The 20,497-nt window shown below is 69.4% G+C and carries 19 protein-coding genes; 8 read left to right on the top strand and 11 right to left on the bottom strand.

Annotated elements, in window-relative coordinates; translation table 11 throughout:
• Positions 1-89: 89 nt before the first annotated feature.
• The gene (locus tag YWM_RS0101935; protein ID WP_084612132.1) at positions 90-1,040 is read right to left on the bottom strand and encodes a heme o synthase; all 951 of its coding nucleotides are present in this window, start codon (positions 1,038-1,040) and stop codon (positions 90-92) included.
• A 323-nt stretch (positions 1,041-1,363) separates the two neighbouring features.
• On the opposite strand from YWM_RS0101935, the gene tkt reads away from it, so the two are divergent.
• The 7 genes from tkt to YWM_RS0101900 all read left to right on the top strand — a co-directional run bounded on the left by tkt (position 1,364) and on the right by YWM_RS0101900 (position 11,166).
• Complete coding sequence (gene tkt, locus YWM_RS0101930; RefSeq protein WP_028849290.1) at positions 1,364-3,481, top strand: transketolase; 2,118 nt, start codon at positions 1,364-1,366, stop codon at positions 3,479-3,481.
• The gene (gene tal, locus YWM_RS0101925; RefSeq protein WP_245565881.1) at positions 3,478-4,602 is read left to right on the top strand and encodes a transaldolase; all 1,125 of its coding nucleotides are present in this window, start codon (positions 3,478-3,480) and stop codon (positions 4,600-4,602) included. The genes tkt and tal overlap by 4 nt, the downstream gene beginning before the upstream one ends.
• A gap of 2 nt (positions 4,603-4,604) precedes the next feature.
• On the top strand, positions 4,605-6,200 hold the full coding sequence (locus YWM_RS0101920; protein ID WP_052344452.1) for a glucose-6-phosphate isomerase: 1,596 nt from the start codon (positions 4,605-4,607) through the stop codon (positions 6,198-6,200).
• On the top strand, positions 6,197-7,735 hold the full coding sequence (zwf, locus tag YWM_RS0101915) for a glucose-6-phosphate dehydrogenase (protein WP_028849287.1): 1,539 nt from the start codon (positions 6,197-6,199) through the stop codon (positions 7,733-7,735). Before YWM_RS0101920 ends, zwf begins: the two co-directional genes overlap by 4 nt.
• Complete coding sequence (gene opcA / locus YWM_RS21755) at positions 7,732-8,673, top strand: glucose-6-phosphate dehydrogenase assembly protein OpcA (protein ID WP_052344451.1); 942 nt, start codon at positions 7,732-7,734, stop codon at positions 8,671-8,673. The genes zwf and opcA overlap by 4 nt, the downstream gene beginning before the upstream one ends.
• Positions 8,670-9,446 (top strand): 6-phosphogluconolactonase, encoded by a 777-nt coding sequence (gene pgl, locus YWM_RS0101905; protein ID WP_043659086.1) that lies wholly within the window; start codon positions 8,670-8,672, stop codon positions 9,444-9,446. The genes opcA and pgl overlap by 4 nt, the downstream gene beginning before the upstream one ends.
• Positions 9,447-10,053: 607 nt before the next feature.
• Entirely contained in the window at positions 10,054-11,166 is a 1,113-nt protein-coding gene (locus YWM_RS0101900; protein WP_028849285.1) for a sensor histidine kinase, read from the top strand.
• A 62-nt stretch (positions 11,167-11,228) separates the two neighbouring features.
• Here the strand turns inward: YWM_RS0101900 and YWM_RS21750 are convergent, their stop codons facing one another.
• The 7 genes from YWM_RS21750 to YWM_RS0101865 form a co-directional block, all read right to left on the bottom strand.
• Complete coding sequence (locus tag YWM_RS21750; RefSeq protein ID WP_052344450.1) at positions 11,229-11,933, bottom strand: hypothetical protein; 705 nt, start codon at positions 11,931-11,933, stop codon at positions 11,229-11,231.
• Complete coding sequence (locus tag YWM_RS0101890; protein ID WP_028849284.1) at positions 11,930-12,274, bottom strand: RNA polymerase-binding protein RbpA; 345 nt, start codon at positions 12,272-12,274, stop codon at positions 11,930-11,932. Before YWM_RS0101890 ends, YWM_RS21750 begins: the two co-directional genes overlap by 4 nt.
• 61 nt (positions 12,275-12,335) lie before the next feature.
• A complete protein-coding gene (secG, locus tag YWM_RS0101885; protein ID WP_028849283.1) occupies positions 12,336-12,566 on the bottom strand; it encodes a preprotein translocase subunit SecG in 231 nt (76 codons plus the stop codon).
• 71 nt (positions 12,567-12,637) lie between these two features.
• Complete coding sequence (gene tpiA, locus YWM_RS0101880; protein WP_028849282.1) at positions 12,638-13,423, bottom strand: triose-phosphate isomerase; 786 nt, start codon at positions 13,421-13,423, stop codon at positions 12,638-12,640.
• Positions 13,420-14,622, bottom strand: coding sequence for a phosphoglycerate kinase (locus tag YWM_RS0101875; protein ID WP_028849281.1), 1,203 nt, complete (start codon positions 14,620-14,622; stop codon positions 13,420-13,422). The genes tpiA and YWM_RS0101875 overlap by 4 nt, the downstream gene beginning before the upstream one ends.
• Before the next feature lie 16 nt (positions 14,623-14,638).
• Complete coding sequence (gap, locus tag YWM_RS0101870; RefSeq protein ID WP_028849280.1) at positions 14,639-15,643, bottom strand: type I glyceraldehyde-3-phosphate dehydrogenase; 1,005 nt, start codon at positions 15,641-15,643, stop codon at positions 14,639-14,641.
• A gap of 50 nt (positions 15,644-15,693) precedes the next feature.
• The gene (locus YWM_RS0101865; RefSeq protein WP_028849279.1) at positions 15,694-16,872 is read right to left on the bottom strand and encodes a winged helix DNA-binding domain-containing protein; all 1,179 of its coding nucleotides are present in this window, start codon (positions 16,870-16,872) and stop codon (positions 15,694-15,696) included.
• 87 nt (positions 16,873-16,959) lie between these two features.
• Between YWM_RS0101865 and YWM_RS0101860 the strand changes: the two genes are divergently transcribed.
• The gene (locus tag YWM_RS0101860) at positions 16,960-17,601 is read left to right on the top strand and encodes a LysE family translocator (protein ID WP_028849278.1); all 642 of its coding nucleotides are present in this window, start codon (positions 16,960-16,962) and stop codon (positions 17,599-17,601) included.
• 3 nt (positions 17,602-17,604) lie between these two features.
• Here the strand turns inward: YWM_RS0101860 and whiA are convergent, their stop codons facing one another.
• The 3 genes from whiA to rapZ all read right to left on the bottom strand — a co-directional run bounded on the left by whiA (position 17,605) and on the right by rapZ (position 20,483).
• Positions 17,605-18,591 carry a DNA-binding protein WhiA gene (whiA, locus tag YWM_RS0101855; RefSeq protein ID WP_028849277.1) on the bottom strand — a complete coding sequence of 329 codons (987 nt, stop codon included), beginning with the start codon at positions 18,589-18,591 and terminating at the stop codon, positions 17,605-17,607.
• A 61-nt stretch (positions 18,592-18,652) separates the two neighbouring features.
• Entirely contained in the window at positions 18,653-19,636 is a 984-nt protein-coding gene (locus YWM_RS0101850) for a gluconeogenesis factor YvcK family protein (protein ID WP_052344449.1), read from the bottom strand.
• Complete coding sequence (rapZ, locus tag YWM_RS0101845; protein WP_028849275.1) at positions 19,623-20,483, bottom strand: RNase adapter RapZ; 861 nt, start codon at positions 20,481-20,483, stop codon at positions 19,623-19,625. Before rapZ ends, YWM_RS0101850 begins: the two co-directional genes overlap by 14 nt.
• Positions 20,484-20,497: the final 14 nt, after the last annotated feature.

The raw sequence follows: 20,497 nt of genomic DNA, 5'->3' as shown, positions 1-20,497 counted from the left end.
TGGGGCCGAACGGCCAACAATCCACGGTACCGATTTTTCCGGTCCGCTGCAGGCGAACGATCGGATGTGCGGACGAGTTCCCAGCCGGGTCAGAACGGCAGGCCCAGCACCGGCAACCCGATGGCCGAGTCCACCGCGATCGCCACGAAGACGATCATCAAGTACGTGTTGGAGCGGTGGAACAGCGACAGCGGCTTGGTGGGCCTGCCCGCCCGGACGCCGTGGTAGAGGCGGTGCGCGTAGAACAGGAACCACGCCCCGGCCAGGACCGCGAACGTGCCGTACAGCCACGACGTGGCAGGCAGCAACAGCAAGGTCCAGGCGACCATGACCCACGAGTAGACGAGGATCTGCCGGGCCACCGCCAGCGGCGTGGCCACCACCGGCAGCATCGGCACGCCTGCCCGCTCGTAGTCCTCGCGGTAGCGCATCGCCAGCGCCCACGTGTGCGGCGGCGTCCAGAAGAAGATCACGCCGAACATCACCAGTGCGGGCCATTCGACGGTGTCGGTGACGGCCGCCCAGCCGATCACCACCGGCATGCAGCCCGCGGCACCACCCCACACCACGTTCTGCGGCGTCCTGCGCTTGAGCAGCAGCGTGTAGACGAAGATGTAGAACAGGATCGTCGCCACCGCGAGCACCGCGGCGAGCAAGTTCACCGTGGCGTACAGCAGCACGAACGAGGCGACCCCGAGCACGACACCGAACACCGCCGCGCCGCGCACCGACACCGCGTCCCGCACCAGCGGACGCCGGCGAGTGCGGTTCATCTTCTTGTCGATGTCGGCGTCCAGCACGCAGTTCAGCGCGTTGGCACTGCTGGCGGCCATCGTGCCGCCGACGAGGGTGAACAACACCAACAGGGGGTCGGGGAACTCCCGCCCGGCCAGGAACATGGCCGGGATGGTGGTGACGAGCAGCAGCTCGACCACCCGCGGCTTGGCCAATGCGAGATAGCCAGCTATCCGGCGCCGGAGCCCGATGGGCCCGGGCGTGGATTCGGCGCGGGAGCGCTGCGTGGTGCCCGCCAGCGTCATATCGCTCCCTGGGCTGCGGTGACAAGTCGGTTGGGAACGGTCCGGGTGTCGTCGGACGCCCGCGACCACCACAGATCGTAGTCCACCGGCCTTTGCACGGCCGCCCGGGTCGGCCCGCCAGGATGCTTCCCACACCAGGGGCCAGCGCGCTGCGCGGGACACCCCACCTCCATTAGGCTGGACACGGCCGCCATGGCACGGCATGGCACCGGCCCGGGCATCGGTGCCCCGACGCACGAATCCGCGTCACAAGCGCCCGCTTGAGCACGGCCACCGGATGCCCGCCGTCCTCGCTTTCCGTAGAGAGAAAAGGTTCTGGCTTCGTGTCCGACAGCGCAGCCCCCGAGACCACCGACAACCCTCTGGTCCGCCGCAACTACCCGGCCGACTGGACCGACATCGACACCCGGGCCGTGGACACCATCCGGGTGCTGGCCGCCGACGCGGTCCAGCACTGCGGAAGCGGCCACCCCGGCACCGCGATGTCGCTCGCCCCGACGGCCTACACGCTGTTCCAGCGCGTGATGCGGCACGACCCGACGGACCCGAACTGGACCGGCCGCGACCGCTTCGTGCTCTCCGCCGGGCACAGCAGCCTCACGCTCTACATCCAGCTCTTCCTGGCCGGCTACGGCCTGGAGGTGGAGGACCTCAAGCAGCTGCGCAAGTGGGGCTCCCGCACACCCGGCCACCCGGAGTACGGGCACACCGCAGGCGTGGAGACCACGACCGGCCCGCTCGGCCAGGGGCTGGCGAACGCGGTGGGCATGGCGATGGCCGCCCGCCGGGAGCGCGGCTTGTTCGACCCGGACGCGGCGCCGGGCGAGAGCCCGTTCGACCATTACATCTACGTGATCGCCTCCGACGGTGACATCGAAGAGGGCGTGACGTCGGAGGCGTCGTCGCTGGCCGGCCGTCAGGAGCTGGGCAACCTGGTGGTGATCTACGACGACAACAAGATCTCCATCGAGGACGACACGTCGATCGCGCTGTCCGAGGACACCGCGGCCCGCTACGAGGCCTACGGCTGGCACGTCCAGGTCGTCGAGGGCGGCGAGGACGTCGTGGCCATCGAGGAGGCGCTCGCGCAAGCGCGCGCCGAGACCGGTCGCCCGTCGCTGATCATGCTGCGCACGATCATCGGCTACCCGGCGCCGAAGCTGCAGAACACCGGCAAGGCGCACGGCGCCGCGCTGGGTGAGGAAGAGGTCGCCGCGGTCAAGGAGATCCTCGGCTTCGACCCGGAGCAGCACTTCGTGGTCGAGGACGAGGTGCTGGCGCACACCCGTAAGGCGGTGAACCGCGGCAAGGAGGCTCACGCCGCGTGGCAGCAGACGTTCGACGCGTGGGCCGAGGCCAACCCCGAGCGCAAGAAGTTGTTCGACCGGCTGGCCACCCGTGAGCTGCCCGCGGGCTGGACCGACGCGCTGCCCAGCTGGGAGCCGGACGAGAAGGGCATCGCCACGCGCAAGGCCTCCGGTGCGGTGATCAACGCGGTCGCCGACGTGCTACCCGAACTGTGGGGCGGCTCGGCCGACCTGGCGGGGAGCAACAACACCCTGATCTCCGACGCCGAGTCGTTCGGCCCGGAGAAGGCCAGCACCGGGATGTTCAAGGCCAGCCCCTACGGCCGCAACCTGCACTTCGGGGTGCGCGAGCACGCGATGGGCTCGATCCTCAACGGCATCGCGCTGCACGGCGGCACCCGGCCGTACGGCGGCACGTTCCTGATCTTCTCCGACTACATGCGTCCCGCGGTGCGGCTGGCCGCGCTGATGAAGCAGCCGGTCATCTACGTGTGGACGCACGACTCGATCGGCCTCGGCGAGGACGGTCCGACCCACCAGCCGATCGAGCACCTGGCCGCCCTGCGGGCCATCCCGGGATTGAACGTGGCGCGTCCGGCGGATGCGAACGAGACGGCTGCGGTGTGGCGGCGCGCGCTGGAGATCACCGACGCCCCCACGGGAATTGCCCTGACCCGGCAGGACGTTCCTGTTCTTGAGAACACGTCGGCCGACGGCGTCGCCAAGGGAGGTTACGTCCTCGGCGATTACGGCAAACCGGAGGACGAGCACGTCATTCTGATCGCGACCGGGTCGGAGGTGCAGCTGGCGGTCCAGGCGGCGAAGACGCTGGCCACCGAGGGCATCGCCGCTCGCGTGGTCTCGATGCCGTGCGTGGAGTGGTTCGACGCGCAGGATCAGTCCTATCGCGAGTCGGTCCTCCCGCCGAACGTGCGGGCCCGGGTCGCAGTCGAGGCGGGCATCGCCCAGCCGTGGCACCGGTTCGTCGGGGACACCGGCGAGGTCGTCGGCATCGAGCACTTCGGCGCGTCGGCCGACTGGCAGACGCTGTTCACCGAGTTCGGTATCACCGCGGACGCCGTGGTGAAGGCCGCCAAGCGGTCGGTAGAGAACGTCAAGCAGCGCAACGGATGAAGGGCAACACCACCATGACCTCCCCCACTCGCCTGACCGGCCTGTCCGCCGCAGGGGTCTCGATCTGGCTGGACGATTTGTCCCGCGAGCGCATCACGTCCGGCAACCTGGCCGAGCTGATCAGCGAGCAGCACGTCGTCGGCGTGACCACCAACCCGACCATCTTCGCCAACGCGTTGGCCAACGGCGAGACGTACAACGAGCAGGTCCGCGAGCTCGCCAAGCGCGGCGCCGACCTGGAGCAGGCGGTGCGGGAACTCACCACCACCGACGTGCGCAACGCCTGCGACGTGTTCCGAGAGACCTTCGAGGCCACCCACGGCGTCGACGGCCGGGTGTCCATCGAGGTGGACCCGCGCATGGCGCGCGACGCCGAGAAGACGGTGATCGAGGCGCTCGATCTGGCCAAGACGATCGACCGGCCCAACCTGCTGGTGAAGATCCCCGCCACCGAGGAGGGCCTGCCCGCGATCACCCGGGTGCTGGCCGAGGGCGTCAGCGTCAACGTCACGCTGATCTTCTCCATCGACCGGTACCGCCAGGTGATGGAAGCATTCTTCGCCGGGATGGAGCAGGCCAAGGCCAACGGCCACGACCTGAGCACGATCCACTCGGTGGCGTCGTTCTTCGTCTCCCGGGTGGACACCGAGATCGACAAGCGGCTCGAGGAGATCGGTACCGACGAGGCGAAGGCCCTGCTCGGCAAGGGAGCGGTCGCCAACGCCCGGCGTGCGTGGGCGGCTTACCAGGAGGTCTTCGCCGGGGAACGGTGGCAGGCGTTGGAGAAGGCGGGTGCGAAGCCGCAGCGCCCGTTGTGGGCCTCCACCGGCACGAAGAACCCGGACTACTCCGACACGCTGTACATCGACGAGTTGATCTATCCGGGTACGGTCAACACCATGCCGGAGAAGACGCTGTTGGCGGCGGCCGATCACGCCAAGCTCGAGGCTTCCGACGACAGCGACCCGGACGAGGTGTTCCAGCGGCTGGCCGACGTCGGGGTCGACCTCGACGACGTCTTCCGGGTGCTGGAGGACGAAGGCGTCAGCAAGTTCGACAAATCGTGGTCCGAGCTGCTCGAGACGGTGAACAACCAACTCGTTGCGGCCAGCGAGGGGTGAGAGTGTCCGACAGCGTGACGATCGCCGCCGATCTCGCGGCGGCTGCCGAAGGCCATGTTCAGCGGCTGGTCGAACAGCGGGCCGCGTCCCGGATCAGCCAGCAGGATCCCACGCTGTGGGGCCCGAAGGCGGAGTCCGAGGCGGCGATCCGGCTCGGCTGGACCAAGCTGCACGCGACCTCGCGTGACCTCATCGGTGACGTGGCGACGCTGCGCTCCGAGCTGGCCGGTGAAGGGATCGAGCGCGTCGTGCTGGCCGGCATGGGCGGCTCGTCGCTCGCTCCGGAGGTGATCAGCCGGACCGAAGGTGTCTCGCTGACCATCCTGGACACCACCGACCCCGGTCAGGTCGCCGATGCGCTGGCCGGCGATCTTGCGCGCACGGTGCTGGTGGTGTCGTCGAAGTCCGGCACCACGGTGGAGACCGACAGCCAGCGCCGCATCTTCGCCAAGGCGTTCGAGGACTCGGGCATCGACCCGGCGAGCCGGATGATCGTGGTGACCGACCCGGGGTCGCCGTTGGCGGAACTGGCGGAGAAGGAGAACTACCGGCGGATCTTCCTGGCCGATCCGAACGTGGGCGGCCGGTACTCCGCGCTGTCGGCGTTCGGTCTGGTTCCTGCTGGGCTTGCCGGTGCCGACATCGCACGTCTGCTGGACCAGGCGGCGGTCATCCGGGAGACGCTGGCCAGTGACGACCCGCAGAATCCGGCGATCCGGTTGGCGGCCGCCCTCGGCGCCGCGCACGACCAGGGTGCCGAGAAGTTGGTGATCGCCGACCACGACACGTTCGTCAAGGGTCTCGGTGACTGGATCGAGCAGCTCATCGCCGAGTCGACCGGGAAGGACGGCACCGGCGTGCTGCCGGTCATCGTGGAGTCGACGGCGTCGCACGGCTTCGCCGACGCGGGCGCCGACGCCACCACGGTCGCCATCGGTGAGCCGACCGATGCCGCGGCCGTGACGGTGAATCTGCAGCTGGGTGAGCAGTTCCTGTTCTGGGAGTACGTCACCGCGCTGCTCGGCAACCTGCTGGGCATCAATCCGTTCGACCAGCCCGACGTGGAGGCGGCGAAGAAGGCCGCCCGCGGGCTGCTCGACTCCCCCGGCACCGAGCAACCCACCCCGGCGCTCACCGACGGAGCGGTCGAGGTCCATCCTGGCCCCGGCGTGAGCGTGGACGGTGGCCTGGAAGAGGTGCTGCGCCAGTTCGTCGACCTGATCCCCGAGCGCGGCTACGTCGCGGTGCAGGCGTACCTGGACCGGGAGGACGACGCGTCGGCGTCCCTGCTGCGCAGCGAGCTGGCCAAGCGCACCGGTCAGCAGGTCACGTTCGGCTGGGGCCCACGTTTCCTGCACAGCACCGGCCAGTACCACAAGGGTGGCCACCCGAACGGTGTGTTCCTGCAGATCACCGGCGCGTCACCGGAGGACATCGACGTGCCCGACCGGCCGTACTCGCTCGGCGAGCTGCAGCTGGCCCAGGCGCTCGGTGACGGGCAGGTGCTCAGCGAGTTGGGCCGGCCCGTCCTCCGCCTGCATCTGACCGATCGAGCCGCCGGGCTCGCCGACCTCGTCCGGGCGGTTCAGGCGCTGTGAAGCCGCAGAACTGGGTCAACCCGCTGCGCGACGAGCGCGACAAACGGCTGCCGCGCATCGCCGGGCCGTGCGGCCTGGTGATCTTCGGTGTGACCGGGGACCTGTCGCGCAAGAAACTGATGCCCGCGGTCTACGACCTGGCCAATCGCGGTCTGCTGCCGCCCGGATTCTCGTTGGTCGGCTTCGCCCGCCGGGACTGGGCGGACCAGGACTTCGGTCAGCAGGTGCACGACGCGGTGCGGGAGCACGCCCGCACCCCGTTCAAGGAGTCGGTGTGGGCCCGGCTGGCCGAAGGGCTCCGGTTCGTGCCGGGCAGTTTCGACGACGACGAGGCGTTCGCGCGGCTGGCCAAGACGGTGGCCGCGCTGGACGAGGAGCGCGGCACCGGCGGCAATCACGCGTTCTACCTGTCGATTCCGCCGGCGGCGTTCCCGACCGTCACCCAGCAGCTGGCCGAGCACGGACTGGCCGGTGGGGACCAGCCGCCGAATGTGTGGCGGCGCGTGGTCATCGAGAAGCCGTTCGGGCACGATCTGGCCTCCGCCAGGGAGCTGAACCGGGTGGTCAACGCCGTGTTCGAGGAGGAGTCGGTGTTCCGCATCGACCACTACCTCGGCAAGGAGACGGTGCAGAACATCCTGGCGTTGCGGTTCGCCAACCAGCTGTTCGAACCGATCTGGAACGCCAACTACGTCGACCACGTGCAGATCACCATGGCCGAGGACATCGGCCTGGCCGGGCGCGCGGGCTACTACGACGGCATCGGCGCGGCCCGGGACGTGATCCAGAACCACCTGCTGCAGCTGCTGGCGTTCACCGCGATGGAGGAGCCGCTGTCGTTCGAGCCGTCGCAGCTGCGCGCGGAGAAGGTCAAGGTGCTGCGCGCCACCAAGGCGGTCGGCCCGTTCGACCAGACCACGGCCCGCGGCCAGTACGCGGGTGGTTGGCAAGGCGGTGTCAAGGTGCGCGGCCTGCTGGAGGAGGAAGGCTTCGCGCCGGACTCGACCACCGAGACCTACGCGGCGGTCACGCTCGCGGTGCAGAACCGCCGGTGGGCCGGGGTGCCGTTCTACCTGCGCACGGGCAAGCGGCTGGGTCGGCGCGTCACCGAGATCGCGGTGATCTTCAAACGGGCGCCGCACCTGCCGTTCGATCACACCGCGACCGAAGAGCTCGGCCAGAACGCCCTGGTCATCCGGGTGCAGCCGGACGAGGGCGTCACGCTGCGCTTCGGGTCGAAGGTGCCGGGGTCGACCATGGAAGTCCGCGACGTGACGATGGACTTCGGTTACGGGCACGCGTTCACCGAGTCCTCGCCGGAGGCCTACGAGCGGCTGATCCTCGACGTGCTGCTCGGCGAACCGTCCCTGTTCCCGGCGAACGAGGAAGTCGAGCTGTCCTGGCAGATCCTGGACCCGGTGCTGGAGCACTGGGCCCGCTCGGGCAAGCCGGAGCCGTACGCGCCGGGTAGCTGGGGTCCGCCCAGCGCGGACGCGATCCTGGCTCGTTCCGGACGTCACTGGAGGCGGCCGTGATCATCGACTTGCCGTCCACCACGACATCGCAACTGAACGCCAAGCTGGTCGACCTGCGGATGCGCGGCGGCGCGGTCGCGCTCGGGCGGGTGCTGACGCTGGTGATCGCCACGGACGACTCCGTGGAGCTGGAGGATGCGATCGAGGCCGCCAACGACGCCTCGCGCATGCATCCCGCCCGCATCATCGTCGCCGCCCGCGGCTCGCGCTCGGCTGCCCCACGGATCGACGCGCAGATCCGGGTCGGAGGCGACGCCGGTGCCGGTGAGGTGATCGTCCTGCGGCTGTACGGAGCGCTGGCCCGCCAAGCCGATTCGGCTGTGGTGCCGCTGCTGCTGCCCGACGCCCCGATCGTGACGTGGTGGCCGGGACACGGCCCACGGAATCCGGCAGCCGACCCCCTCGGCGCGCTTGCGCAGCGGCGCATCACCGACTCGGCCGCCGAGAAACAACCGGTGCGGGCGTTGCGGGCCCGGGCCGAGCACTACGCAGAAGGCGACACCGACTTGGCGTGGACCAGGTTGACGCTGTGGCGTGCCCAGTTGGTGGCCGCACTGGATCTGCCGCCGTACGAGCCGGTCACCAGCGCGACGGTCACCGGTCAGGCGGACTCGCCGTCCACCGAACTGCTGGCCGGGTGGCTGGCCGACTATCTGCGCGTACCGGTGGATCGGGTCAAGGCCGCTGAAGGCGAGCAAGGCATCGTGGGAGTGCGGCTGGAGCGGGACTCCGGCCCGATCGAGCTGTACCGGCCGGACGGCCGCATCGGCACGTTGACCCAGCCCGGTCAGCCCACGCGGCGGATCGCGTTGCAGCGACGCAGCGTGTCGGACGTGTTGACCGAGGAGCTGCACCGGTTGGATCCCGACGAGATCTACGCTCGTGCGCTCGCCGGCTTGCGGCTGCTGAAGGCCAGGAGGAAGGCAGGGGCTGCGTGAGCCGACAGATCGTGGTGCATCGCAATGCCGAGTCGCTCGCGGCCGCCAGTGCGGCGCGGCTGGTGACCAAACTGGTCGACGTGCAAGCGGCGAAAGGCTCGGCGTCGGTGGTGTTGACCGGTGGCGGCGTCGGGATCGCGATGCTGGAGCAGTTGCGCCGCTCCCCCGCCTGCGACGCGGTCGACTGGGCCAACGTCGACATCTACTGGGGCGACGAACGGTTCGTGCCCGCCGACGACCCCGAGCGCAACGAGCTGCAGGCGCGCCAGGCGTTGCTGGACCATGTGCCGGTCGACCCCGAGCGCGTGCACGCGATGGCGCCGTCGGACGGTCCGTTCGGTGACGATCCCGAGGCGGCTGCGGCAGCCTACGCCGAGCTGCTCGACGAGCACGCCCAGCGCAGTCACCACCGCGGCGTGCCGGTTTTCGATCTGCTCCTGCTGGGGATGGGCGGCGAGGGCCACACGGCGTCGATCTTCCCCGAGTCGCCCGCGGTGTACGCGGTGAACAGCACCGTGGTCGCCGTGCGGAACTGCCCGAAGCCGCCGCCGACGAGGATCTCGCTGACGCTGCCTGCCATCCGGCGGGCGGCCGAGGTCTGGGTCATCACCGCAGGTGAGGCGAAGGCAGACGCGGTGGCACTGGCGTTGTCGGGTGCGGGCGAAGTGCAGATTCCGGTGGCCGGCGTCAGTGGGCAGGTTCGTACGCGGTGGCTGATCGACACCGCGGCGGCCAGCCGGATTCCGCGCGCCGAGTTCCCGCTGCTCGCCTGAGCTCGCGCTGGGATCGCACGCCACCCTGCTGCGCTCTGAGCTCGCTCGTCACTCGCGCCACTCCCCCGCTCGCCTGAGGCGCGCGCAGAGCCCCCGCCCGCATCAGTGCGCCCGCAGCCTGTAACGCGTCAGTGCGCACGCAGCGCCTCGCTCGCGTAAGTTTCGCGCGGCGGCAGGACCCGCACGTCGTCCCGCCGGAGCGTCACGTGCGCTCGGCCGGCCACCGAGACGACAGACCAGTTCCGGCGCAGCCCGCGGGATGACGATCCACGACCGGCACAACACGCTTCCGGGCAATCACAGTCCGTCGATTTGTTCGTCATCGTCCCGCGATGCCGGAAACATCACTTTGCACGTGCACACAACTCGAGAAAGTTTCTCTGCACGCGTCCCGATCGAGTGAATCTTCATTCTTCCTGAAGTGAAAGCGGTGCTCCGCACCCAGCGCAGCCCGCGGCAACACAGCCGCCAGATCCACCGGTGACTGTGCCGGACACGGACCACTGGAGGTCAGGGACACATGAGCATCCAGGACATCTCGACACCGCACCTGCGGTTCGGGAATGCAAGACCCGCCCGGGTCCTCACGTGGCCAGACTTGTCAGCGATGCTGCGGCGCCCCACGGGGCGCCACCTGCTGATCGACGTCACCGCCATCGCCGTCGCCATCCTCGACGTCTGGTTGACCGTGCCGAGTGTCCCTGTCGGCTGGGAGTCGCATTGGTTCTCCTGGCTGGCCTGCGCCGCGCTGCTCGCCCGCCGCCGCTTCCCACTGCTGACCGTGCTGGGCACCGTCCCCGGATTCTTCGTCGGCTGGTCCCAGCTCGCCGCGATGATCGCCGTCGGTTTCCTGGCGCACCGGGTGGGCATGACCTGGAAGATGTGGCTGGGCGCCGGCTTGGTGTTCCTGTGCCGCTTCGTCACCTGGCCGCTGTCCGAGATGGTGCTGCTGACCTGGAAGCAGTACGTCCTCGACATGATCTACGGCGGCATCGTGTCCGCCATGCCGGTGGCCATCGGCCTGTTGATCGCCGCCCGGCAGGACCTGGCACAGCGGTACCGCGAGCTGGAGGACAGCCGCATCCGGGAACGGAAGGCCCACGCGCGAGCGGTGCGCGCCGACGAACGGGCCAAGATCGCGCGCGAGATGCACGACGTCGTCTCCCATGAGGTCACACTGATCGCGATGCAGGCCAACGCCCTGGAATGCGCCAACTCCCCGGAGGCGATGAGGCAAGCAGCCGAGTCGATCCGCACGCTGAGCTGCCGCACCTTGGAAGAGCTTCGTTCACTGCTCGGGGTCCTGCGTACCGGTACGGACGACGACCTGCCGTCACCGGGCCTGAACGACCTGGGCACGCTCATCCGTAACGTCGAGGTGCCGGTACGGCTGAAGGTCGAGCAGCTGCCTGCGGACATCCCTGCCCAGGTGTCGTCCGCGGCCTACCGCACGGTGCAGGAAGCGCTGACCAACGTGCACAAGCACGCCCCCGGCTCCACGGCGACCATCCATGTGCACTGCGCGCAGGAGGAGCTGCGAGTCGAGGTGCGCAACGACAAACCGCGGCAGCGCCCGCGCAGGACCACCGAACTGCCGTCCGGCGGGCACGGACTGGCGGGGCTGGCCGAGCGAGCGATGCTGTTGGACGGCACCTTCCACGCCCGTTCGACGGACGACGGTGGATTCGAAGTGCGCGCGCACTACCCGGTACGGCGCTGACGCCCCCGGCCAGCCCATGCTCCCGGCGTCGGCGTACACCCCTGCCGCGCTGATCTCCGTTGCTAGCTGTCGAACTCCGGCTGTGGGCGCACCCAGCCTGCCGCGACCATGATTTCTCGTGCCCGCTCCCGCCGGACCGGATCGCCCGCGGCGTGCACGAATTCTTCGGGTGTCCTGCCGAAGAGGGCACGAAGTTCAGCCGACCTGGCCAGCAGATCGCTCACCAGTCGTCGTTGATCGCCCAGCCGACGCGGCTCCCCGTCGTCGAGCAGGCAGCCCCAGCGACTGGCATACACGTGGCAGTCGACCGTCCCGCCCACGAGCGGCACCGTGACCGGCGCAGCCAGCGGAACTCGACGATAGTTGGGTTCGGTCCGGTCCACCGCCGCGAGCTGGGCGGCGTCGAGCCAGATCATGACCAGCCGGTGCTGCTCCCCCGGCGCACTGATCGGAGCAGCCGGCACGTACCGGCCCGGGCTCACGTGCGCCGAGACGCCGACCGCCACATCGGTGACGATCGCGCTGGTCATGGGGACGATCGCCGACGGGCCGAGTTTCGCCGCCAGCCGCTCCGGCGAGCCGTTCGCCCCAACGGCAAGCACCGGCTGCCGCGACGTCATCGGCGACACCCCGGCCGCCGCTAGTGCATCAGCCAGCTGCTGCCGGTCGGCGACCGGTTCGAACCGCCCCGCAACGAGCAAACCGGACCCGGCCGGGGACCTGCCCGGGTACCCGAGCGGATCCGCGACCGAATCCGGTCTGATCACTCACCTTCCCGACGCTTGCGCAACCGCTCGAGGGCCTCCGCGAGCAATGCCGCGCCGTCCTCGTCGGTCCGGCGTTCCTTGACGTAGGCGAAATGCGACTTGTAGGGCTCGGTGCGCTTCGGCTTCGGCGGGTTGTTCTGGTCCCGGCCCGCGGGCAGTCCGCAGCTCGGGCATTCCCACTCGTCCGGGATTTCCGCGTCGACGGCGAAGAACGGCCGCGATTCGTGCTTGTTGGCACACCAATACGACACCGGAATCCGCGGAACCGGTTCGCCACGCTCGGATTCCCCGCTCGGGCCGCCCCCGATTCGCGTCCCCCGAATAGCGTTACCGCCACTCACCATAGGTGTTCACACCCCTACTCTCGCGCTGACTCGCTGCCGAGCGGATGACGCCGGCAGGTCACACCTTGAGCAGCAGACCGAGACCGACCACGCTGATCATCCAGATCGCGCCGATGAACAGCGTGATGCGGTCCAGGTTCTTCTCCGCCACGCTGGACCCAGCAAGGCTCGACTGGGTGCCACCGCCGAACAGCGAGGACAAACCACCACCGCGGCCTTTGTGCAGCAACACGGCGATGATCAGCATGATGCTGGAGACCACCAGCAGTATTTGCAGGAAAAGCTTCATGGTGTCCTCGTCGTTGCGGATTTCGGCTCTGCGGTCACGTGCCCGATCAGGCTACCGGGACCCGCTGATCGCTATGGCAGCGGGCCTCCGGCCGCGAGCGCGCACAGCTTGGTGAACTCGTCGGCGTCCAAGCTCGCCCCACCGACCAACGCGCCGTCGATGTCCGGCTGCTTGATCAGATCGGCGATGTTGTTCGCCTTGACCGAGCCGCCGTAGAGCACCCGCAGACCGTCGGCCAGTTCCTGCCCGTACTTCTCCGCGACGGTCGAGCGGATCGCTCCGCACACCTCTTGCGCATCCGACGGGGTGGCGACCCGCCCGGTGCCGATCGCCCACACCGGCTCGTAGGCGATCACCACATCGGCCACCTGCTCCGCCTTGAGCCCCTTCAACCCGGCGATCACCTGCGCGGTGGTGTGCTCGATGTGGCGGCCTTCCTCGCGCACCTCGAGCTTCTCCCCCACGCACAGGATCGGGCTGATCTCGTGCTTGAGCGCCGCCCGCACCTTCTTGTTGACCAGCTCGTCGGACTCCGCGTGGTACTCGCGGCGCTCCGAGTGGCCGACAGTGACGTAGCGGCAGCCGAGCTTGGCCAGCATCGGCCCGGACACGTCACCGGTGTAGGCGCCCTTGTCGTACGGGGACAGGTCCTGCGCACCGTGGGTGAGCAGCAGCTTGTCCCCGTCGATCAGGGTCTGCACGCTGCGGATGTCGGTGAACGGCGGCAGCACGGCCACGTCCACCTTGGCGTAGTACTTCTCCGGCAACGTGAAGGCGATCTTCTGCACCAGGGCGATGGCCTCAAGGTGGTTGAGGTTCATCTTCCAGTTGCCGGCGATCAGCGGTTTGCGGCTCACGAACGCTCCAGAACGTCGATACCGGGCAGCGTCTTGCCCTCGAGGAACTCCAGCGACGCGCCGCCGCCGGTGGAGATGTGCGAGAACGAGTCCTCGGCGAGGCCGAGCTGGCGCACCGCCGCGGCGGAGTCCCCACCGCCGACCACGGAGAAGGCCTCGGACTTGCCGATCGCCTCGGCCACGCCCCGGGTGCCCGCGGCGAACGGCGCCATCTCGAACACGCCCATCGGGCCGTTCCAGAACACCGTGCGCGCCTCACCCAGGACCTCGGCGAACGCCTCCACCGTGCGGGGGCCGATGTCCAGCCCCAGCCATTCGTCGGGGATCGCGTCGGCCGCCACCGTCCGGGTCTGCGCGTCCGCGGCGAACTTGTCCGCGACCACGACGTCCTGCGGGAGGACCAGCTTCTCGCCTGCTTCGGCCAACAGCCCCTTGCAGGTGTCGACCATGTCCTCTTCCAGCAGCGAGCCACCGACCGAATACCCCTGGGCGGCCAGGAACGTGAAGCACATGCCCCCGCCGACCAACAGCTTGTCCACCTTGGGCAGCAGCGCCTCGATCACCGCGAGCTTGTCGGAGACCTTCGAGCCGCCGAGCACCACGGCGTACGGCCGATCCACGTCGTCCGCGGTGAGCTTGCGCAGCACCTCGACCTCGGACAGCACCAGGCCACCGGCGTACGCCGGCAATTCGCGCGCCACGTCGTAGACCGAAGCCTGCTTGCGGTGCACCACACCGAAGCCGTCGGAGACGAACGCCGCGCCCGGCCCGACCAGGGCGGCGAGCTCACGCGCGAACTCGCCGCGCTCCTGGTCGTCCTTGCTGGTCTCCCGCGGGTCGAACCGCACGTTCTCGAGCAGCGCCACCTGGCCGTCGGACAACCCGGCGACGGTGGACTTGGCGCCCTCCGACACCACGTCAGCGGCCAGCACCACGCTCTGCTCCAGCAGTTCGCCGAGCCGTTCGGCCACCGGAGCCAGCGAGAACGCCGGGTCCGGCTTGCCCTTCGGACGGCCGAGGTGCGCGGTGACCACCACACGTGCACCCGCCTCGGCCAGCTTGGCGATACCCGGCACTGCGGCCCGCACCCGGCCGTCGTCGGTGATCCGGTCCCCGTCCAGCGGCACGTTCAGGTCGGCGCGGACCAGCACCGTGCGGCCGGACACGCCCTCTTTCAGCAGGTCGTCCAGCGTCTTCAGCACAGTCGCACGCCCGTCAGTCGAGCTTCGAACCGACCAGCTTGACCAGGTCGGCGAGTCGGTTGGAGTAGCCCCACTCGTTGTCGTACCAGCCGACCACCTTGACCTGGTTGCCGATGACCTTGGTCAGCGGCGCGTCGTAGATGCACGACGCCGGGTCGGTCACGATGTCGGAGGAGACGATCGGGTCGTCGTTGTAGCGCAGGATGCCCTTCAGCGCGCCCTCGGCGGCGGCCCGGAACGCCTCGTTGACCTCCTCCACGGTGGTCTCGCGCGACAGCGTCGCGGTCAGGTCCGTGGTGGAGCCGGTGGGCACCGGGACGCGCAGCGCGTAGCCGTCCAGCTTGCCGTTCAGCTCCGGCAGCACCAGACCGATCGCCTTGGCCGCGCCGGTCGAGGTCGGCACGATGTTCAGCGCGGCGGCACGCGCCCTGCGCAGGTCCTTGTGCGGACCGTCCTGCAGGTTCTGGTCCTGCGTGTAGGCGTGAATCGTGGTCATCAGGCCCTGCTCGATGCCGAACGCGTCGTGCAGCGTCTTGGCCAGCGGCGCGAGGCAGTTGGTCGTGCAGGAGGCGTTGGAGATGATGGTCTGCGAGCCGTCGTAGGCGTCGTGGTTGACACCCACCACGACGGTCAGGTCCTCACCCTTGGCGGGCGCGGAGATGATGACCTTCTTGGCGCCTGCCTTGACGTGCTTGGCCGCGTCCTCGGCCTTGGTGAAGAAGCCGGTGGACTCCACCACCACGTCGACCCCGAGGTCACCCCACGGCAGGTTCGCCGGGTCGCGCTCGGCGAACACCTTCACCTGCTTGCCGTCGACGGTGATGCCTTCGTCGTCGGAACTGATCTCGGCGTTCAGCCTGCCCAGCACGCTGTCGTACTTGAGCAGGTGCGCCAACGTCGCGTTGTCCACCAGGTCGTTGACCGCCACGATCTCGATGTCGGAAGCGGACGCCTGGACGGCCCGGAAGAAGTTGCGGCCGATCCTGCCGAAGCCGTTCACACCTACGCGCACCGTCACTAGTGAATCTCCTCTGAATCGAATCGGCTCTGCCCCTCCACCATAGCGGGTCAGTCGGCCGGCCCACGTCCGAGAGGGTCACGAAACTTCGCGACGACCCGGACGTCACCCAACCACGCGCCCATGCGGGCAATCGACGCGTCCACCTGGGCCAATGTCTCTGCTCCGACGTCGGTCAACAGCCGGTGGACGATTTCGCCGTCGGGCCGCTGTCCCCAGATCCCGACGATGCGTCCGTCCGCCCACACGGTCGGGCAGGCGTTGCCTGCACTGTCGAAAACGACGTCGCGATGTTCACCCAGATAAAAGGCGCGTTCGTGCCAGCCCATCACGGTGGGATCGAGCTCGGGCAGCAGCGCGACCCACGGCTCGGGTTGCGGCACCGGCTCCAGGTCGTCCGGCAGTACGATGCCGGGGCCGCAGTCCAGTTCGACCTCGACCGGGCCCACTTCGGCCAGCGCCTTGCGGGTCTGTGCCATGGTCCAGCCGGTCCACCACTTCAGGTCCGCCACCCGCGCGGGCCCGAATGCGCGCAACCAACGCCTGGCCAGCTCGACCCGGGCGGCATCGGCGCTCCACCGTTTCAGGTCGCCCAGCCAGCTGTCGCTCGGCTCCCACGTGTATTGCGAGGACAACCAGCTGCCGCGGGGACGGCCTCGCACGATGCGACCCTCGGCGGCCAGCAACGCGACCACCCGGCTGGCCACGTTCGACACCGACTCGTACTTCTTGCCGGGCGACAGCAGAAGTTTCTGTCGCAGCGCCGGGACGTCGTCTGCGAGCTGCTGGGTGGTCGCCGATCCACGAGCCCGCAGCGCCCGCTCGGTGTCCTCCGCGACCTTGGCCAGCCATGCCTCAGGGTCGGGTACGGGCTCCGGATGGCCGTTCTCCGCGAGCTGCCGCACCAGCCTGCGGCGTTCCCGAACGGCCACGTCGTCGGTACAGGCTGCCTGCACCACCGGCGCCAGCTCCGTGGGCACGACGAACACCGTCCGCCGCATCCCGAGCATGCGCACCAGCGAGCGATCGTCGTAGAGCGCGTGCTCGACCTCGGTGACGGTGGGCTGATGCATGCGGGCGACGGCCGACAGGAACACCGATGACGGATTGGTGGCATGCAGCGCCACGATCCCGTCGGCCACTTGCGTGGGCTCGGCGGCTCTATGTTCGGCGGCCAGCATGTGCCGCTGGGCCAGGCGTGCCCGGCGCTGCGCGTCGTCGATCCGCATGTGCCGTTCCTACCAGGCGAGACCGACAACTCGGCGGCCGCGAACAAATCGCTGGGCGAGCCGCGGCAGGAGCTCTACCCTGCGACGATGGTGAGCTTCGAGCAGGCAGCGGCGTTCTCTGCGCTGGCGTTCGTCATGGTCGCCACGCCAGGACCGAGCGTGATGTTCGTGGTCAGCCGCGCGCTGACGGCCGGCCGTCGACAGGCCCTGCTGACCGTCGTAGGCAATTCCGCCGGTGTCTATCTGCAAGTGGTCGGTGTGGCGTTCGGGCTCGGTGCGCTGGTCGAACGCTCGGTGGTCGCCTTCACGGTGATCAAGATTGCCGGCGCCGCCTACCTGGTCCACCTCGGCGTGCAAGCGATCCGGCACCGGCGCGCCTTGGCCGCAGCCGCGATCGAACGCCCGGCGATGACACGGCGCCGAGCCCTCGGCGCACTCCGCGACGGAGTCGTCTTCGGCTTCTGCAACCCGAAGTCCATCGTCTTCTTCGCCGCGGTCATGCCGCAGTTCGTCGACCACACCGCGGGCGACGTCGCGCAGCAGATCCTGGTGCTCGGCCTCGCCGTGCCCGCCATCGCCCTGGTGCTGGACAGCACGTGGGCGCTCGCGGCGGGCACGGCCCGACAGTGGTTGGCCCGCTCGCCGCGGCGACTGGCCGCGGTCAGTGGCTCGGGTGGCGCGGTGATGATCGGCCTGGGCACCAGCCTGCTGGTGACCGCGCGCCACTGACCCTTACGTGTGCTCCTCGAGCATTTCCTCGGTCACCGCCGACTCGGTGTCCGGGATGCCGAGCTCCGCTGCGCGTTTGTCGGCCATCGCCAGCAGTCTGCGGATGCGGCCCGCCACGGCGTCCTTGGTCATCGGTGGGTCGGCCAGCTGCCCGAGCTCCTCGAGCGACGCCTGGCGGTTGTTCAGCCGCAGCTTGCCCGCGGCCAGCAAGTGATCGGGCGCGGAATCACCCAGGATCTCGATGGCCCGCTGCACGCGAGCCGCCGCCGCGACCGCGGCTCGCGCGGACCGGCGCAGGTTGGCGTCGTCGAAGTTCGCCAGCCGATTCGCCGTGGCGCGCACCTCGCGACGCATCCGGTGCTCTTCCCACTGCAGCACGCTGCTGTGCGCGCCCAGCCTGGTCAGCAACGCACCGATGGCGTCACCGTCGCGGACCACGACCCGGTCCGCCCCTCGAACCTCACGCGACTTCGCCTGAATACCCAGCCGGCGCGCGGCACCGACCAGCGCGAGCGCGGCTTCGGGACCGGGGCAGGTGATCTCCAGCGAGGACGACCGGCCGGGCTCGGTGAGCGACCCGTGGGCCAGGAACGCGCCTCGCCAGGCCGCTTCGGCGTCCGCGATACCCCCGGACACGACCGCGGCGGGCAACCCCCGCACGGGACGGCCACGCTGATCGATGAGCCCCGTCTGCCTCGCCAGGCTCTCGCCGTCCTTGACCACGCGCACCACGTACTTGGTGCCCCGGCGCAGGCCGCTGGAAGTGATCACGTGCACGTCGGACTGGTGCCCGTACAACTCGTGGATCTCCTTGCGGAGCCGCCGCGCCACCGACCCGGTGTCCAGCTCCGCCTCGATGATCACCCGGCCACCGACGATGTGCAGTCCACCCGCGAACCGCAACATGGAGGCCACCTCGGACCTGCGCGGCCCGATCTTGGTGATCTCCAACCTGCTCAGCTCGTCCTTCACCGCTGCGGTCATCGCCACCGCTGATCGCACCCCCGCCCCGCGTCCCGGGCGCACCGCGCCGCGTCGTTGCCCATCAGACCTACTCCCTTTCCATCCCCAGAGCCTCGCCCACGGTCGCCGCCAGCGCATCCGGAGCATGCCTGCGACCGTTGCCGTCGGCTACGTCGGCCAGCACCGCGCGGGCACCGAGGCCCTTGGCCGCCGCCCGCAACCGAGACGGAGCAGGCACCGACTTCCGGTCGGCGATCACCGCGTCGACCGTCAGTTGTGGCGCGTGCTGGCAGAGCACATCCAGATGCTGCTCCGGCGAGAACCCCGCCGTCTCCCCCGGCTGCGGAACCAGGTTCAGCACGATTACCTTACGCGCATTCGTCCGGATCAGCGCCTCGTGCAGATCCGGGACCAGCAAGTGGACCAGCACGCTGGTGAACCACGATCCGGGACCGAGCAACACCAGGTCGGCGTCCAACACCGCCTGCACCGCGGCCTCGCACGCGCGCGGCGGTTTGCCGTCGGCGTTGTGCAGCCTGATCTGCCGCACGCGGCCGGGTGTGGCAGCCACCGCCACCTGGCCGCGGATCACGCTCACCACGTCCGGATCGCCCGACTCGTCGATCCCGGTCACGTCCGCCTCGATGTAGAGCGGCTCCGGCGACATCGGCAGCACCCGCCCGCTCAGCCCGAGCAGCTTGCACGCCTCGTCCAGGGCCACCACCGGGTCGCCGACCTCCTCGAACAATCCGGCGAGCAGCAGATTGCCGACCGCATGCCCGGCCAATGCCCCGGTCCCGCCGAAGCGGCGCTGGAACACCCGGGACCACAGGTTGTCCCCGTCCGCCCCGACGTCCGCCGTGGCCAGCGCCGACAGCGCCTGCCGCAGATCCCCCGGCGGCAGCACGCCGAGCTCGTTGCGCAGCCTGCCGGACGAGCCGCCGTCGTCCGCGACCGTCACCACCGCCGTGACCTCGGGCGTCAATAAGCGCAACGCTCGCAGCGTCACGTGCAGACCGTGGCCGCCGCCCAACGCCACCGCGCGGAGCGCGCCACGGTCATTCCCGCCCAAGGTCTCGATGCACCACCTTCACCACCGCCGTGTCGTCCTCGGCCGACAGCCTGCGGGCCAGTTCCTCCGCCATCGCCACACTGCGGTGCTTACCACCGGTGCACCCCACGGCCAAGGTCAGATAGCGCTTGCCCTCGCGGCGGTAGCCCGCACCGATCAGCCGCAACAGCTCCTGGTAGCGGTCCAGGAAATCCTCCGCGCCCTCCTGCGAGAGCACGTAGTTGCGCACCTCGGTGTCCTTGCCGGTGAAGTCGCGCAGCTCCGGGATCCAGAACGGGTTGGGCAGGAACCGCACGTCCATCACCAGGTCGGCGTCCATCGGCAGGCCGTACTTGTATCCGAAGGACAGCACCGTGATGCGGGTGCGCAGCGACGCCTCGCTGCCGAAGGCCTCCTCGATCTTGGCACGCAGGTCGTGCACCGACAGCGTGGAGGTTTCGATCACCAGGTCGGCCTCGTTACGCAACGGCGCCAGCAGCGCGCGCTCGGCGGCGATCCCGTCCACCAGCCTGCCGTCGCCCTGCAGCGGGTGGCCGCGCCGGACCTGGTCGAACCGGCGGATGAGCACTTCGTCGGTCGCCTCCAAAAACACCACGCGCGGCTTGTAGCCCTGCGCGTCCAGCTCCTTGATCACCGACGCCAGGTCGTCGGTGAACGCGCGGGAGCGCACGTCCATCACCACGGCGATCTTGGTGACCGCGCCGCGGGCCTGCGCGCCCAGTTCGACCATCGTGGCGATCAGCTCGGGCGGCAGGTTGTCCACCACGAACCAGCCGAGGTCCTCCAGGCACTTGGCGGCCGTACTCCGCCCGGCGCCGGACAACCCGGTCACCACCGCTACCTGCATGCCCGATGTGCCGC

The sequence above is a fragment of the Thermocrispum municipale DSM 44069 genome, from assembly GCF_000427825.1.
Classification (GTDB): domain Bacteria; phylum Actinomycetota; class Actinomycetes; order Mycobacteriales; family Pseudonocardiaceae; genus Thermocrispum; species Thermocrispum municipale.
This window is presented reverse-complemented; position numbering and strand designations above follow the sequence as displayed.

Coding starts and splice junctions, on each gene's coding strand:
- YWM_RS0101935 (WP_084612132.1), bottom strand. CDS start 1,040: ATGACGCTGGCGGGCACCACGCAGCGCTCCCGCGCCGAATCCACGCCC.
- tal (WP_245565881.1), top strand. CDS start 3,478: ATGAAGGGCAACACCACCATGACCTCCCCCACTCGCCTGACCGGCCTG.
- YWM_RS0101900 (WP_028849285.1), top strand. CDS start 10,054: ATGCTGCGGCGCCCCACGGGGCGCCACCTGCTGATCGACGTCACCGCC.
- secG (WP_028849283.1), bottom strand. CDS start 12,566: ATGAAGCTTTTCCTGCAAATACTGCTGGTGGTCTCCAGCATCATGCTG.
- YWM_RS0101865 (WP_028849279.1), bottom strand. CDS start 16,872: ATGCGGATCGACGACGCGCAGCGCCGGGCACGCCTGGCCCAGCGGCAC.
- YWM_RS0101860 (WP_028849278.1), top strand. CDS start 16,960: ATGGTGAGCTTCGAGCAGGCAGCGGCGTTCTCTGCGCTGGCGTTCGTC.
- rapZ (WP_028849275.1), bottom strand. CDS start 20,483: ATGCAGGTAGCGGTGGTGACCGGGTTGTCCGGCGCCGGGCGGAGTACG.